The organism is Undibacterium sp. TJN19, assembly GCF_049339485.1.
In the GTDB taxonomy this organism is placed as follows: domain Bacteria; phylum Pseudomonadota; class Gammaproteobacteria; order Burkholderiales; family Burkholderiaceae_D; genus Undibacterium.
On record NZ_JBMPPL010000004.1, the window covers coordinates 245,574 to 260,224 of the forward strand.

Here is a 14,651-nt window from a genome sequence, read left to right on the forward strand (position 1 = left end):
TTGGCTAAGAATTTTTTAGCTAATTTAAGAACTGATGAATAGCGTGGCACGCTCTTTGCGGTAGGAAGGCAAACACTTTCCTTCAATTGCTTCAGGAGCACACACGCATGAGTCATCACCAGGCAGGTCGAACGCCATCTTTTTTTTCTCTCCGTCGCGGCCTCGTGCCATTTCGCCGTTCGCCGATTGCCAGTGTACTGGCCGGTGCAGCCTTGCTGGCATCGGGCAGTCTGCATGCAGCAGATGGCCCCAGCGTTGCCGAATTGCAGGCAGAAATAGCCCGTCTCAAGGAGATTATCGCGAAACAAGCCATCAGCAATACGCCTGCTGCACCCACTGCGCCAAGCGCCGGTACGCAGCCTGGTGCTGCACCTGCTGGCACCACAGTCCAGCCAGTCAAGGGTACCGAACCGGAAGAAGTCGATACCCTGGGCGCAGTGACCGTACGCAGCCGTAACCGCATAGAGCGTTTGCAGGATGTGCCTCTTTCCGTTTCTGTCGTGACCGGTAAGGAACTGGACAGGTTGCAAGCCACGGATATCGGTGCAATCGCCCAGCGTGTGTCGAATGTATCGTGGAACCAGGGCAACCAGCGCACCAGCAGCCTGTCCATACGCGGCATAGGCAAGCAGGGCCAGACGGAGGCGCAAGACCCCAGTGTCGGTCTGATCGTTGATGGCGTCAATTACGCCTATAACGCACTGTCATCCAGTTATGATTTTACCGATGTCGATGCAGTCGAGGTGACGCGTGGCCCACAAGGTACTTTGCTGGGCAAGAATACCAGTGTGGGTGTCATCAATGTGACGACACGACGCCCGTCGTTTACACCTGATGCCAGCTATTCACTGACCTTCGGGCAGAATGATACGGTGCAGGGGCGCTTCTCTGCCGGTGGCCCCATCATTGATGATTTGCTGGCATGGCGCGGTACCCTGAGCGTGAGCAAAGGCGCTGGTGACATCGCAAACCTGTACAACAAGGACATTACCTATACGAACAAGGACAGGGTTTCTGGCCGCGTACAGTTCCTGCTGACACCGACCAAGGACTTCAGCGCCCGCATTGCTTTTGATGCCCAGCCACGTGCTGGCGAGACCACCAATGGGCGCACCATTAATACCCCTACGCCGACGACCTATGCAAACGGCAGCGTGAATACACTGACCACAGATGCCAGCGTACGTCTGGGACGTCGCTGGTTCACGCAGCAAGCCAGTTACACTTACCTGAATGATTACCTCAACGGCGGCGGGCAGAATGCCGTCAACAATGATTATCAGCGCCCGCTGGTTTCAGGCAGCAACGGGGCATCAGCTGAATTGAACTGGAACCTCGGTACGCATACCCTGACTTCCATTACAGCCTACAAAGACTATCACTTCAATGCGGTCAATGATGAGGGTACGCCATTTGATATCTACCGTAACTCAGGCGGGTTCTGGAATGATTATCGCCAGGCCAGCCAGGAAATCCGTCTTACCTCGCAACCTGGTGGCAAAGTTGATTACCAGACCGGTTTGTTCTTTCTGGACGTGAACAATAGCGCTGACTATCGCCGCCAATGGGGCAATGATGCCGGTGCCTGGTTCGCCTCGGCCAGCCAGTACAGCACGCTGGACAAGGACGCTGCTGGCCGCTATCTCATGCAAAATTCACTGGATTCTTTGTCCATGTCCTTTAACAGCCCGGCTGGCCTGCAAAAGATCCGCAATAAGAGCGCTGCCGCATTTGCCCAGGCTGACTGGCATTTAAGCGATGATTTCACGCTGACCACCGGTGCCCGCTATACCTATGAAAACCGGAAAAACGTTGCCAGTACCCTGCTGAAAGACTATGGCAATGCAGCTGAATTAAACCCGGTCGCTGTCAATGGCGTGCAACTGGGTGGCTTCTCGTCGAACAGTGCGGGGCTGCTGAATGCAGGCAATACGGCCAGCCAGCTGGCCCTGGCTGATGTGGCTGCCAACAAGTATTTCGGTAGCACGATTTCTGGAGCGGCAGGGACTGCCTACAACAATCTCAGTGCAACACAGAAAGCCCAGGTTGCCGCTGCCAAGGCCATACGCCAGTCGCAGATAGGCGTGGTATTTAATCCGGTAGAGGCCGAAGCTTTCAAAGGTGGCTTGCCAGCTTTCGTGATCAGTCCTTCCTACAAGATTAACGATAATGTCACCAGCTATGCATCGTGGCAATATGGTGAAAAGGCAGGCATATCCCAGGTCACCAATGGCGTGTCCAATCTGGTCAGGGCTGAAAAAACCAGTGCATTTGAACTTGGCCTGAAATCTGCCCTGCTCGACAACAAGCTGATTTTGAATGCTGCCTTGTTCGTCATGGATATCAAGGACTATCAGCAAGCCGTGCGTGTGCTGGATGTCTATACCACCAATCTGAACAATGATGGTACGAGCTACTACACCTCTGCCACCGGTAATGTCCCCAAGGTCAGGGCGCAGGGGCTGGAAGTCGATGGTGTGTACAGCGGCTTGCCAAATACCCAGATTCGTTTCGCCGGTGCTTATAATGATGCGCGCTATAAGAGCTTCGCCAACTCTGCCCAGCCAGTCGAAAATGGCTATAGTGGGGCAGCACCGTATCGTGATGTGTCGGGCCAGGCTTTGCCAGGTGCTGCGAAATTCAGCTTCAACGTGGGCATAGATTACCGCCTGCCGATTTTCGGCAACAGGGAATTCCATGCCAGTACGAATACCCTGTATAGCAGCAAATATAACTCGGATAATGCCTTGTCCGACTATGGCTGGGTAGCGGCAAAAAGCATCACCGATATCGCCATCGGCATAGGCAGCCGCAATCAGTCGTATGACCTGAGCCTGGTGGTCAAGAATGCCTTCAATGACAATACACCTTTGCTGAAGACCTGGAATAGCATTACGCCAGCAGTGCCACGCTGGATAGGCATTACCCTAAGCGGCAAGCTTTAATTTAATTCCGCAGAACACAAAACCCCAGGTTTAAGCCTGGGGTTTTGCATTTTGCGCCGATAAAACGGCCCCTGTTGGACTTGAAGCAGATTGCGGCAGGTGCTTGGTTTTAAATCAGCAGAACATCTCACCGATGTTTGAAAAATAAGCAGCGATAAATTTTTCCATGTTCTGACGTTTTTTAAAAATACCATATTTATCAATGACTTATGTTTCATCTAAAGTTGTCTTTGATGATGGCGCGATAGTTGCTATTGATAGTGAAAATCGTTGTTTACTCATTATTCTCAGGGAGCGTTTTCATGAATAAAACTGACCATCAGCAGGGAAGCCGCCATGTATAAGCCACTTGCACTTGCCATCGTACTGGCATTGTCTGGTACTGCCATCAGTCTCAGTGCCGCAGAAGAAGGCAAAGCCATTACCGAGATCAAGACCAAGACCCAGGCAGCTGTTGCCCAGGGCTGGGCTTACCAGCCTTTGAAAAATCCGGAGCTGCCGGTAGTCAAGCAAAAAAGCTGGGTACATACCCCGGTCGATACGTTCATCCTGGCCCAGCTGGAGGCCAAGGGCATCAAGCCATCACCTGATGCCGACAGGGCAAGCTTCATCCGTCGTGCCACGCTGGATACCTGGGGTGTCATACCCACGCCTGAAGAAGTACAGGCTTTCGCCAGCGACAAATCCTCCAAGGCCTATGAAAAACTGGTGGACAGGTTATTGGCATCAAACCGTTATGGTGAACGCTGGGGCCGCCGCTGGCTGGACCTGACCCGTTATGCTGACAGTGACGGTTTTAACGCCGATGGTACGCGTCCAAACGTCTGGCGTTATCGTGACTATGTGATCAAGGCATTTAATGAAGACAAGCCTTATGACCGCTTCATACAGGAACAACTGGCAGGCGATGAATTATTCCCCGGCAACCAGGAGGCCCTGATTGCCACGGGCTTCCTGCGCAATTATCCTGACGAAGTCAATGCCCGTGACCTTAATCTCAAACAGGTGGAAATTGCGACTGACCTGACTGATACCGTTGGCTCGGTCTTCCTCGCAACCACGGTTGGTTGCGCTGCCTGCCACAATCACAAGTTCGACAAGATTTCGCAAAAAGAATATTACCAGTTGCAATCCTTCTTTGTGAATGCCAGTGCCAGCGACGACATCATCGCTGCGACCGGCAAGCAAAAGGAAGAATATGAACTGAAACTGGCGAAGTGGGAAGCGGCGACCAAGGACATCCACGACAAGCAGGAGAACCTGATACGTCCCATCATCGACAAGGCAGAAGCTGACCGTCTGTTGGGCTTTGTACCGGCCACGCGCGAATCGATCACCAAGCCGGAGAGTGAACGTACTGCTTATGACCGCTGGATTTATCACCGCAACCTGTGGACCATGCAGGGGCGCACCCGCAATGCTGTTAACCAGCTTAAGACCAAGGACAAAGACGGTTACGAGAAATACCAGAAGCTTGAAGCTGAACTGAAAAAGTTCGATAACATCAAACCCAAGCATCCTGGTTATATCTCGGCGATGACTGAGCTTGGTCATGCAGAGGCTCCGCCGACCTATGTGCTGGCGAATGGCATCTATGACAGACATCTCGAAGAAGTACAGCCGGCCTTCCTGTCACTGCTGACCAGCGAAAAACCGAATATCGTGCCGACTGTCACCTCGTCCGGCCGTCGTAGCGCATTGGCAAACTGGCTGACCAGTACGACCAATCCTTTGCCTGCGCGTGTCTTTGTGAACCGTGTCTGGGCGCAGTATTTTGGCCGTGGCATTGTTGAATCCGTCAGTGATTTTGGCAAGATGGGAACCAAGCCCAGCCATCCTGAATTGCTGGATTATCTGGCCAGCAATTTCATCAAGGAAGGCTGGAGCGTCAAGAAATTGCAGCGCCAGATCCTGCTGTCCAATGTGTATCGTCAGTCATCTGCTGAACGCGAAGACACCAAGGTAACCGATCCGAGCAACAAGTTGCTGGCGTCCTTCCCAAGATTGCGCCTGGATGCAGAACAGATACGTGACTCCTTATTGCTTGCTTCCGACCTGCTGGAAGAAAAGCTGGGCGGGCCATCGGTATTGCCACCTGTACCGAGCAACTTCAATGCCGGCAATGCCTGGCTTACCTCGACCGACCCGCATGACTACCACCGTCGCAGTGTCTATGTGTTCACCCGCAGGAATATTCCTTATCCGCTGCTCGAAACCTTTGATATGGCCAATCCGCAACTGGTACACAGCAAACGTGACGTGACCACGACCGCACCGCAGGCATTGGCACTGATCAATAGTGACCTGGTGTTTCAGTGGTCTCAGGCGCTGGCAGGCAGGGTCTTGCGTGAGGCTGGCAATAATGAATCTGCACAAATCGATCGTTTGTACCAGATCCTGTATGCCCGCTTACCGGATAAAACCGAGAAAGCGACTTTGCTGAGTTTCCTCGACAGTCAAGAAAAAATCGCCAAAAAGCAGCTTGCTGATGGCAAGAAAGTAGGTGTGCCAGAAGGTTTTGGCGAGTCGCCTGAACTGAGAAACAACATCGACAAGCTTTATAAAACTGCTTATGGACGTTCCGCAGACCGTTTTGAAAAAATCGCCTTCCTGGAATTTTTGGAAAAACAAAAGCAGGCCAAACCAAAATCTGCGCAAAGCGAAGACGATGCCGACAGCAATAGTCCGCAGGCTGCCAAGGATGACGCACAGAAATTGAATAAGGCAAGAGCAGCTGCCTTCCTCAGTCTGGTCCATGCGGCGGCGAATTCGAATGAATTCAGTTATCGGTTCTGAAGCCGGATGAATAAAGAGCATTCAAAAATTACGCAAAACTTACGCAAACAAGCAAATACGAATTGATGAAAATAAGGGAAATATTATGACCAATAAATCACGCCGCGACTTTTTGTCACATGCAGGACTGGGCTTGGGTGGGCTGGGTCTGGGCAGCCTCACTGCCGGCGGCCTGCTGGGTGGTGGCTTGCTGTCAAGCGCACAGGCTGCAACATTCGATGACCCGCTGGCTTTGAAAGTCGCCCATCATGCGGCGAAGGCCAAGTCCGTCATCTGGCTGCACATGGCAGGTGCGCCCAGCACGCTGGATTTGTTTGACTACAAACCTGACCTGATCAAACTGGCAGGCCAACCCATGCCAGACTCGTTTTCCAAAAACCTCAAGACAGCGACCGATGGTGGTGTGGGTGCCCTGTATGCGACCAAACGTACATGGAAGCAGTACGGCGAAAGCGGTGCCTGGTTCTCGGACCTGGTGCCAAATATTGCCAAGCAGGCGGATGATATCTGCTTCATCAAAGGCAGCAAGACTGAAGGCAGCACCCATGTCATTTCTTCATTGAAACTGCATACCAGCGCCCTTACCCCGGGCCGCCCCGCACTGGGGGCCTGGATTACTTATGGCCTGGGTAGCGCCAATCCTGACTTGCCCAGCTTCGTCGTCTTGCCAACGGGCTATGACAATAGCGGTGGTGGCCGTGGTCAGACGATCTGGAGTTCCGGCTTTTTGCCGGCGACGTATCAGGGTACGGTTTTCCGCCAGGGGGACTCACCTATCCTGCATCTGGACAGGCCATCGCTGGTCTCATCTGCCGAACAAAAAAACACCCTGGACCTGATCCGTAAATTGAATGCCCAGCATGCGTCACACTATCCATCTGACAGTGAACTGGAGGCGCGTAACCGCTCGTATGAACTTGCTTATCGCATGGAGTCATCTGCCCCGGAAGCAGTTGATTTGAGTAAAGAATCCAAAGAAACCAAGGCCGCATATGGCCTTGACGACGACGCCAGCAAGGATTACGGCACCAATCTCTTGCGCGCACGACGCCTGGTGGAACGTGGCGTACGTTTTGTCCATGTGATTTCAGGCTCGAATGACAAGACCTATGGTAGCTGGGATGCCCATAACAACATAGAAAAAAACCACGCAGTCATGGCCAAATCGGTCGATAAACCTATCGGTGCCTTGCTGGCTGACCTGAAAGCACGTGGTTTGCTCGATAGCACGCTGGTGGTGTGGACTTCTGAATTTGGCCGTACCCCGTATGGGCAGACCGGTGACGGTCGTGATCATAATCCGTGGGGTTACACGACCTGGATCGCGGGTGGTGGCTCCAAGGCGGGTTATACCCATGGTTCAACGGATGAAATTGGTCTGCGTGCAGCAAGCGGCGTAGTCGACACCTATGATTTGCAGGCGACCGTATTGCACTTAATGGGCTTGAATCACCGCAACCTGACATTTACCCATCAGGGCCGCTCAGAGCGGGCCACCACGGTGTTTGGTGATGTCGTCAAGGAATTGATCGCCTGACAATGCGGCAATCTGAGCTGAAGTAACAGGATGTGCAAATGAAACAGAAAATGTTGAAAGCTGCTGCCCTGCTGTTGACCCTGGTCGCCGGCATGGCAGTCGCAGTGAATGATGTTGATGCAGACCTCATGCAAAGGATAGAAGAGTCCACAAAAAATATAGACTCGAATATTGCCTTGAAAGATGGCAAGGCGGCGCTGGCTGATGCCCGCGAAATAGAAGAAATGTTTGCACAAGTTGAGTTATTCTACAAGCATAAGGGCGATGCCGTTGATGCGATTGAATATGCGCGAAAAAGCAGGAATTTCGCTACAGAGCTGATACGGCAAGTCACTGAAAAAGATTTTGACAATGCATCGACTACGGTCAGTGCTTTGGCGAAATCCTGCAAGACCTGTCATCAGGTGTACAAGAAAACTTAACCAGGGCAAATGAGGCGCATATGAAAACCAAGGCATTCACATTCAGTTTATTACTGTCGTTATCCGTCATGGCGACGACGGCGCAAGCCGCTTTGAAGGAAGGGGATAGTGCCCCTGATTTCAAGGCGCAGGCATCACTGGCAGGCAAGAGCTTTCCGTATTCACTGAAAGAAGCCTTGAAGAAAGGGCCGGTGGTCGTGTATTTTTACCCTTCGGCGTTTACCGGTGGCTGCAATATACAGGCGCACGAATTTGCCGTGGGGCATGATAAATTCCAGGCGGCAGGTGCCAGCATTGTCGGCGTCTCCCTTGATAGCATCAGCCGCCTCAACGATTTCTCTGCTGACCCCGAGTATTGCGCAGGCAAATTCCCTGTGGCTTCAGATGTGGATGGCAAGATTGCCAAAAGCTTTGACCTGTCAGTAGTGGATACACCGGCAGGTCGCAAGGATACGCGCGGCAATGACATAGATCATGCGCATACCGAGCGCAGTACCTTCATCATCACTTCTGCGGGTAAGGTGTATGCATCCGTTGGTGGCCTGGCACCGGAACAGAATGTGGTCAAGGCTTTGGAAGCAGTGCAAAAACTGGCTGCTGCAAAACCTGAAAAACCTGCCAAGCCATGAATTTGAAGACTGGTAAAAACATATGCCTGTTTGCCGCGCTAGCCTTGTTGATGATGTCTGCAATGCAATCGACGTTGGCAGCCAGCATGCTGGATTTTGATATCTGGATGCGCAAAGTCGATAAAAAAATAGTGGAAGTGCAAAAACGTATTTCACTAAAAGAGGATGCGGCTGCCATACAAAGCGCTGAAGAAATCGAAGATCTGTATTTGAAAATGGAAAATTATTTTATACAGATCAAACATCCTGATGAGGCCGTACAGATGTCAAGAGATGGCAAGGACGCTGCTGCCATCATCAGCGCATCTGTGCGCGATCAGGACTACGAGAAAGGTGCAATGGCAGCAGTCAGTATTGCCAGGGCTTGTAGTGCCTGTCACGACAGTTACCGTCCATTCAAATGACATGCATGTGCAAGCTGCCCCGGCAAATCTTCCCAGCCCAATTTTATGCACGTACTTGAAAATTAATGTTACCCAGGAGAATATAAGATGACACGTCAGACCGCAGATGAATTTAAACCCGAGGTTTTGCAGCTTTTTGATCAGTATGTACACGGGCAAATCGACCGTCGCAGTTTTTTACAATCGGCCAGCAAATTCGCGGTTGGCGCAGTTACGGCCGAGGTATTGCTGCAACAGTTAAGCCCCAATTTTGCCCAGGCGCAGCAAGTGCCAAAGACAGATGCGCGCATACAGGCGCAGTATGTAGAATATCCATCGCCACAAGGCTACGGCAACCTCAAGGGTTATCTGGTTACTCCTGCGGTGATCAAGGGAAAATTGCCAACAGTCCTGGTCGTGCATGAAAACCGTGGCCTGAACCCGCATATCGAAGATATCGCACGCCGCCTGGCACTAGATGGTTTCATTGCCTTTGCGCCAGACGCACTGTTCCCGCTTGGGGGCTATCCGGGCGATGAAGAGAAAGCCCGCGAGCTGTTCCCCAAGCTTGATCAAACCAAGACCCGCGCAGATTTTATCGAGGCTGCGGCAATCTTGAAAAAACTGCCAGAAGGCAATGGCAAGGTTGGCGTGGTCGGGTTTTGCTATGGTGGTGGCATCTCAAATTTCCTGGCGACCAAAATCCCTGATCTGGCCGCTGCCGTCCCGTTTTATGGTGGACAACCATCAGAAGAAGAGGCGGCAAAAATCAAGTCACCTTTGCTGATTCACTATGCCGGGACCGATGAACGCATCAATGCCGGCTGGCCGAAATATGAAGCGGCCCTGATCAAGGCGGGTGTCAAATATCAGGTTTTCACCTATGCAGGTACACAGCATGGTTTTAACAATGATACGACGCCAAGATATGACCAGGCTGCCGCAACGCTGGCCTGGCAGCGCACGGTAGAGTTTTTCAAGACCCATCTGCGAGCCTGACATACCTCTCCATTTTAAATTTCAATCAGACCGGGAATATCCATGAAAAAAACCGCATCAAGAATTTTTCTGGCAGTCACTGCAGTATCCATTTTTATTGCCTCGACCTCTGTGCTGGCACAACAGGCGCCCAAGCCGGAAACCCTGATCAAATGGCGCCAGTCTGCGTATCAGGTAATAGGCTGGAACTCAGGTCGCATCAAGGCTGCGCTGGAAGGCCAATACAATAAGGAAGAAGTCATCAAGGCAGCCAACACCATTGCGGCACTGTCTAATGCCGGTTTAGGCGCATTGTTTGCACCGGGCACCGAGCAAGGCAAGGGCTGGCATGATACTGCCGTCAAGCCTGAACTTTTCAGGGATGGCAAGCATGTTGGTGAACTGGCCGCCAACTTCAGTAAGGAAGCGAACGAGCTGGCAAAAATTGCTCTGGCAGGTGACCCTGCAGCTGTGAAAGACCAGTATGGAAAACTGACACGCACCTGCAAGGCATGTCACGATGATTTTAAATTGTCGAATTAATTTCTTGTGTCCAAAACCAAGGGACATCTTCAGCTTCCCAATATGTAATTGAAGCAGAAGCTGTCTTTTGTCATACCAGTTGCCAAGGTAAATTTCCGCCCGGAATCATTCACAAAAAGTGGATAAGAAAGTTTGTAAAAATTCGTTCTACTTCAGGAACTCTCACGGTAGTCTGATGTCGTCGAATGCAGATAAAGCGAAAGGAGAATATTTCATCTTTGTTCTGCGTGCATTTTACTTTCAGCATCTTGAGCCAGAAAGCTTATCGTGAACAAATTACTGACCTTTCCTGATAACCAGAACATGATCTTGTCCATTCGGGCCAAGGCCATGATGTTCAATGATCCCCGATCCGCGGCATTGTTGCTGCAAGTCGAGCGCATTGCCCGCAGTGAGGCCACTGCATTGATTATCAGCGAAACCGGAACGGGCAAAGAACTGGTTGCGCGCCATATCCATAATCATAGCGGGCGTAAAGGGCCATTCATTGCAGTCAATTGCGGTGCCTTTAGTGAAACCCTGATTGATGCAGAATTATTTGGTCATGAAAGTGGTGCATTCACCGGCGCAACGCAATCGCGGTCAGGCTGGTTTGAGGCCGCCAATGGAGGCACTTTATTTTTGGATGAAATTGGTGATCTGTCGCTTGCACTGCAAGTGAAATTGCTGCGTGTATTGCAGGAGCGCCAGGTCGTCAGGCTGGGTTCGCGCAAGCCCATACCGCTTGATGTCAGGCTAGTGGCTGCGACCAACGTTGATTTGCACAAAGCCATAGAAGCTGAGCATTTCCGTTCTGATCTGTATTACAGACTGAGTGTGGCGACCATTAATTTGCCACCACTGTTTGAACGTACTGGCGACATCCTGCCACTCGCGTATCACTTCATTGCCATCTATGGCGAAAAAATGAAGCTCGATAATGTGCGTCTGTCTTCTGAAGCTGAGACAGCATTGCTACAATATGACTGGCCCGGCAATATACGTGAACTGGAAAACGTCATCCACTTTGCATTGATCGTTTGCCGCGATAAGGTGATTGTGGCAGAAGACCTGAAACTCGCCGGTGCTGCCAGAAGGCGTGGTTCTACCATATCGCCAGCGGTAGCTACACAAACTTATACCCCGGAGGTTCAAGGACATGCAGTCAATATGACTCAGGCAGCGACGCCGGAGGCCAGCCTGAAAGACAGATTGCAAACGCTGATCGTCGAGAGTATAGAAACTGGAGACGCGGGCGTATTTGAATTTTTTGAACAAACCTTGATTCACACTGCCTTTAATTTCTGTGCACAGAATCAGGTCCAGACTGCAAAATTACTTGGCATTTCCAGGAACATATTGCGCACCCATCTGAAACACCACGGCTTGATTGGTTTTGACATTGAGGCTGGGCAGCATGCCGATGTCAATTTGCCGCAGGGTATGGCCATACAATGAAGTTGGAAGTGTCTCGCGAGCCATGCGGGTTCAATCATTTCTGATTTACATCAACTGGCGTGATGATCACCACGGTGTTTAGACATCTCATTTAGGTCAGTGAATAAGCCTGTAATAGACTGGCCAGATGTGAGGCGCAGATCAATGCGGTTAAACTGGCATCATGCACCACTGCAACTTATGATTCGGCAACGCTGTGGCCTCAGGCCGGGCATTGCGCTACCGATTTCGCGGTGATTAGGCAATTTCTGTGGAAGATGGCAGGCATTTCTGTTTTACAATGATCGTATTGTAAAAAAATTGCAATACTGACAAATCGTTGACTCAGAGTGTATTGAAAAAAATTCAAATTCAGAGGCAAATTCTTTAGTTTCCCTGGATAAAACTCCTCAGCGATGTCTTTTCTCACTGATCAGTTACCGTCTGATTCGTGGTTGCTGTTTATTCCTGAACGTATTTTCCTACTGTAAGCCTGTCCATGAATTTTGATTCCCTCGGCCTCATCCCTGAACTCTTGCATGCTGTCACTGCAAGGCAATATAGCGCACCAACTGCCGTACAGGCTGAAGCTATTCCTGCGATACTGGCGGGCGGTGATGTGCTGGCACTGGCGCAGACAGGATCAGGCAAAACGGCAGCCTATGCCTTGCCATTGTTGCAGCGTTTGCATCTTATGCAAACTGAACAGCCAGTCAACGCAACAGGCAAGGAACGCAAGGTGCGCGTATTGGTACTGGTGCCTACCCGCGAATTGTCTGCCCAGGTTGGCAGCAGCATTGAAAATCTGGCCTGTCATTTGTTACCGGCACTAAAGATTGCCGTCGTATTTGGTGGTGCATCGATTAACCCGCAAATGATGCATTTGCGCGGTGGTGCCGATATCGTTATCAGTACACCAGGGCGTTTGCTGGATTTACTCGACAACAATGCCTTGCAGTTGAAGGATGTGACCACACTGGTGCTCGATGAAGCAGATCGCTTGCTGGATCTGGGCTTTGCCGATGAAATCAAACGTCTGCTCTCATATTTACCAGAGCAAAGACAAAACCTGTTTTTCTCTGCTACTTTTCCGCCAGCCGTCAAAAAACTGGCCTTGGGTTTATTGCATGAACCCAGGCGCATTGCGATTTCTGACACGATAGAAAACAATCCTGATATCGTCCAGCGGGCTATAGCGGTTGATAGCAATAAGCGTACGCGCCTGCTGGTACACCTTATCAAGGAACAGCAATGGGAGCGTGTGCTGGTATTTGCCGCTACCAAATATGCGAGCGACACCGTGGCGGCAAAATTACAAAAAGCCGGCATCAAGGCTGAAGCCTTCAATGGTGACGCGAGTCAGGGTGCGCGCCAGCATATGCTGACTGATTTCAAGGCTAAGCGCGTGCAGGTACTGGTAGCTACTGATCTGGCTGCACGCGGTATTGATGTACTGGGTTTGCCTGTCGTGGTCAATTATGATTTGCCGCGTTCAGCGGATGATTACATCCACCGCATAGGCCGCACTGGTCGTGCCGGCGCCTCCGGCACGGCAGTCAGCTTTATTCTGGCTGAACATGAAATGCATTTTCGCCTGATCGAAAAACGGCAGGACAAGCGCGTGCCACGTGAAGTTATTGCTGGCTTCGAACCTGCTGCTGAAACACAAACGGCACCCCAAGCCGTTGAATCAGCAGAAGCGAATAAGGACGATCAATCCAGCCTCGATGCGCCCACTGGCGGCATCAAAGGCAAACGTAAAAGCAAGAAAGATAAGTTGCGTGAACTGGCTGCCAAGTCGGGTAGTCATAGCTGATACCCGGCAGTGCAGCAGTGCCGGATCATTCGAAATCGTTCAGCGAAGCTTGATCTCGTGTCTGAAGAAATGGTATTCACTTAGCTTGTAAATTTGAAAACCTAATAGCAGGACTAATACCCCAGATTAGAAATTATCGTTTGTTGCGTACCCGGTAAAAGACAACAATCACAGCCATCATGTGCACCGGCCCGTGAATAAATAATTTGTCTGACCTGGGGAAAATAATGCACATCCGTCCGATGATATTCCAGGCAAATGTTTTTGCCTTTGCGCTTCTGATGATGACCGGTATCAGCAAGTCAGCATTCGCCGGCGAAACCCTGGAGCGTATTGGCCGCAACGGCAAAATCGTGCTCGCTACCAGGGATGCATCGATACCGTTTTCTTATAAAGACAATAGTGGCAAACCGGTTGGCTACACAGTGGATATTTGCCTCAAGCTCGTTGAAACGATCAAAATACAATTGAAGCGGCCAGACCTGCGCATTGAATATTTACAGGTTACCCCGTCCAGTCGTTTCAAGGCCATACTTGACGGGCAGGCAGATCTGGAATGTGGCCCGACCACGAACACCGCAGAGCGACGTGCCCTGGTAGGTTTTACGATAGCCAATTTCATTGCCAGCGCCCGCATGCTGGTTAAAAAGGATTCCGGCATACGCAACTGGGCAGACTTGCGTAATAAAACCATCGTTACCACCGCTGCTACCACCAATGCCAAATCCATTGCTGAGCGCAATGATGTGGGCGCATTGCGCATCACCCTGCTGGAAGCAAAGGATGATCTTGAATCTTTTCACCAGGTAGAAACCGGCAAGGCCGATGCCTTTGCGATGGATGATGTGCTGTTATACGGCTTGAAGGCAATGAGCAGCCGGCCTGCCGATTATCAAGTCGTGGCCAGTCCATTGACTGTGGAACCGTATGCCATCATGTTCTCAAAAAATGATACGGAACTGAAAAAACTGATGGATGCAGAAATGGCGAGGATTATCTATAGCGGTGAGGTAGAAAAGCTTTACAGGAAATGGTTCAACAATCCCATACCACCATCAGGCGTCAATCTCGATATGCCCATGAATGCCTTGTTGCGCAATTCCTTCCAATTCCCATCTGACAAAGTGGCAGATTGAAGCTTGAATTGAAATAGCGCGAAGAAACAGATTTTCTTCGCGCTATTTCA

11 protein-coding genes are annotated in these 14,651 nt (G+C 50.9%); all 11 read left to right on the forward strand.

Annotated features, from left to right (window positions below; translation table 11 throughout):
- Positions 1–107: 107 nt before the first annotated feature.
- The 11 genes from ACO0LH_RS14650 (at position 108) to ACO0LH_RS14700 (ending at position 14,601) form a co-directional block, all read left to right on the forward strand.
- On the forward strand, positions 108–2,945 hold the full coding sequence (locus ACO0LH_RS14650) for a TonB-dependent receptor domain-containing protein (protein ID WP_422941842.1): 2,838 nt from the start codon (positions 108–110) through the stop codon (positions 2,943–2,945).
- A 336-nt stretch (positions 2,946–3,281) separates the two neighbouring features.
- Entirely contained in the window at positions 3,282–5,741 is a 2,460-nt protein-coding gene (locus tag ACO0LH_RS14655) for a DUF1549 and DUF1553 domain-containing protein (RefSeq protein WP_422941843.1), read from the forward strand.
- Positions 5,742–5,826: 85 nt separating this feature from the next.
- Positions 5,827–7,278: a DUF1501 domain-containing protein gene (locus ACO0LH_RS14660; protein ID WP_422941844.1), complete on the forward strand. Its 1,452-nt coding sequence runs from the start codon at positions 5,827–5,829 to the stop codon at positions 7,276–7,278.
- Between the two features lie 38 nt (positions 7,279–7,316).
- Positions 7,317–7,700: a hypothetical protein gene (locus tag ACO0LH_RS14665; RefSeq protein WP_422941845.1), complete on the forward strand. Its 384-nt coding sequence runs from the start codon at positions 7,317–7,319 to the stop codon at positions 7,698–7,700.
- A gap of 20 nt (positions 7,701–7,720) precedes the next feature.
- The gene (locus ACO0LH_RS14670; RefSeq protein WP_422941846.1) at positions 7,721–8,329 is read left to right on the forward strand and encodes a peroxiredoxin; all 609 of its coding nucleotides are present in this window, start codon (positions 7,721–7,723) and stop codon (positions 8,327–8,329) included.
- The gene (locus ACO0LH_RS14675; protein WP_422941847.1) at positions 8,326–8,733 is read left to right on the forward strand and encodes a hypothetical protein; all 408 of its coding nucleotides are present in this window, start codon (positions 8,326–8,328) and stop codon (positions 8,731–8,733) included. Before ACO0LH_RS14670 ends, ACO0LH_RS14675 begins: the two co-directional genes overlap by 4 nt.
- A gap of 87 nt (positions 8,734–8,820) precedes the next feature.
- Positions 8,821–9,711 (forward strand): dienelactone hydrolase family protein, encoded by an 891-nt coding sequence (locus tag ACO0LH_RS14680; RefSeq protein WP_422941848.1) that lies wholly within the window; start codon positions 8,821–8,823, stop codon positions 9,709–9,711.
- Between the two features lie 42 nt (positions 9,712–9,753).
- Positions 9,754–10,233: a c-type cytochrome gene (locus tag ACO0LH_RS14685; protein WP_422941849.1), complete on the forward strand. Its 480-nt coding sequence runs from the start codon at positions 9,754–9,756 to the stop codon at positions 10,231–10,233.
- Positions 10,234–10,500: 267 nt separating this feature from the next.
- Positions 10,501–11,670: a sigma-54 interaction domain-containing protein gene (locus ACO0LH_RS14690; protein WP_422941850.1), complete on the forward strand. Its 1,170-nt coding sequence runs from the start codon at positions 10,501–10,503 to the stop codon at positions 11,668–11,670.
- A gap of 478 nt (positions 11,671–12,148) precedes the next feature.
- Positions 12,149–13,465, forward strand: coding sequence for a DEAD/DEAH box helicase (locus ACO0LH_RS14695; RefSeq protein ID WP_422941851.1), 1,317 nt, complete (start codon positions 12,149–12,151; stop codon positions 13,463–13,465).
- Positions 13,466–13,692: 227 nt separating this feature from the next.
- Positions 13,693–14,601 carry an amino acid ABC transporter substrate-binding protein gene (locus ACO0LH_RS14700; protein ID WP_422941852.1) on the forward strand — a complete coding sequence of 303 codons (909 nt, stop codon included), beginning with the start codon at positions 13,693–13,695 and terminating at the stop codon, positions 14,599–14,601.
- The last annotated feature ends 50 nt before the right edge of the window (positions 14,602–14,651 follow it).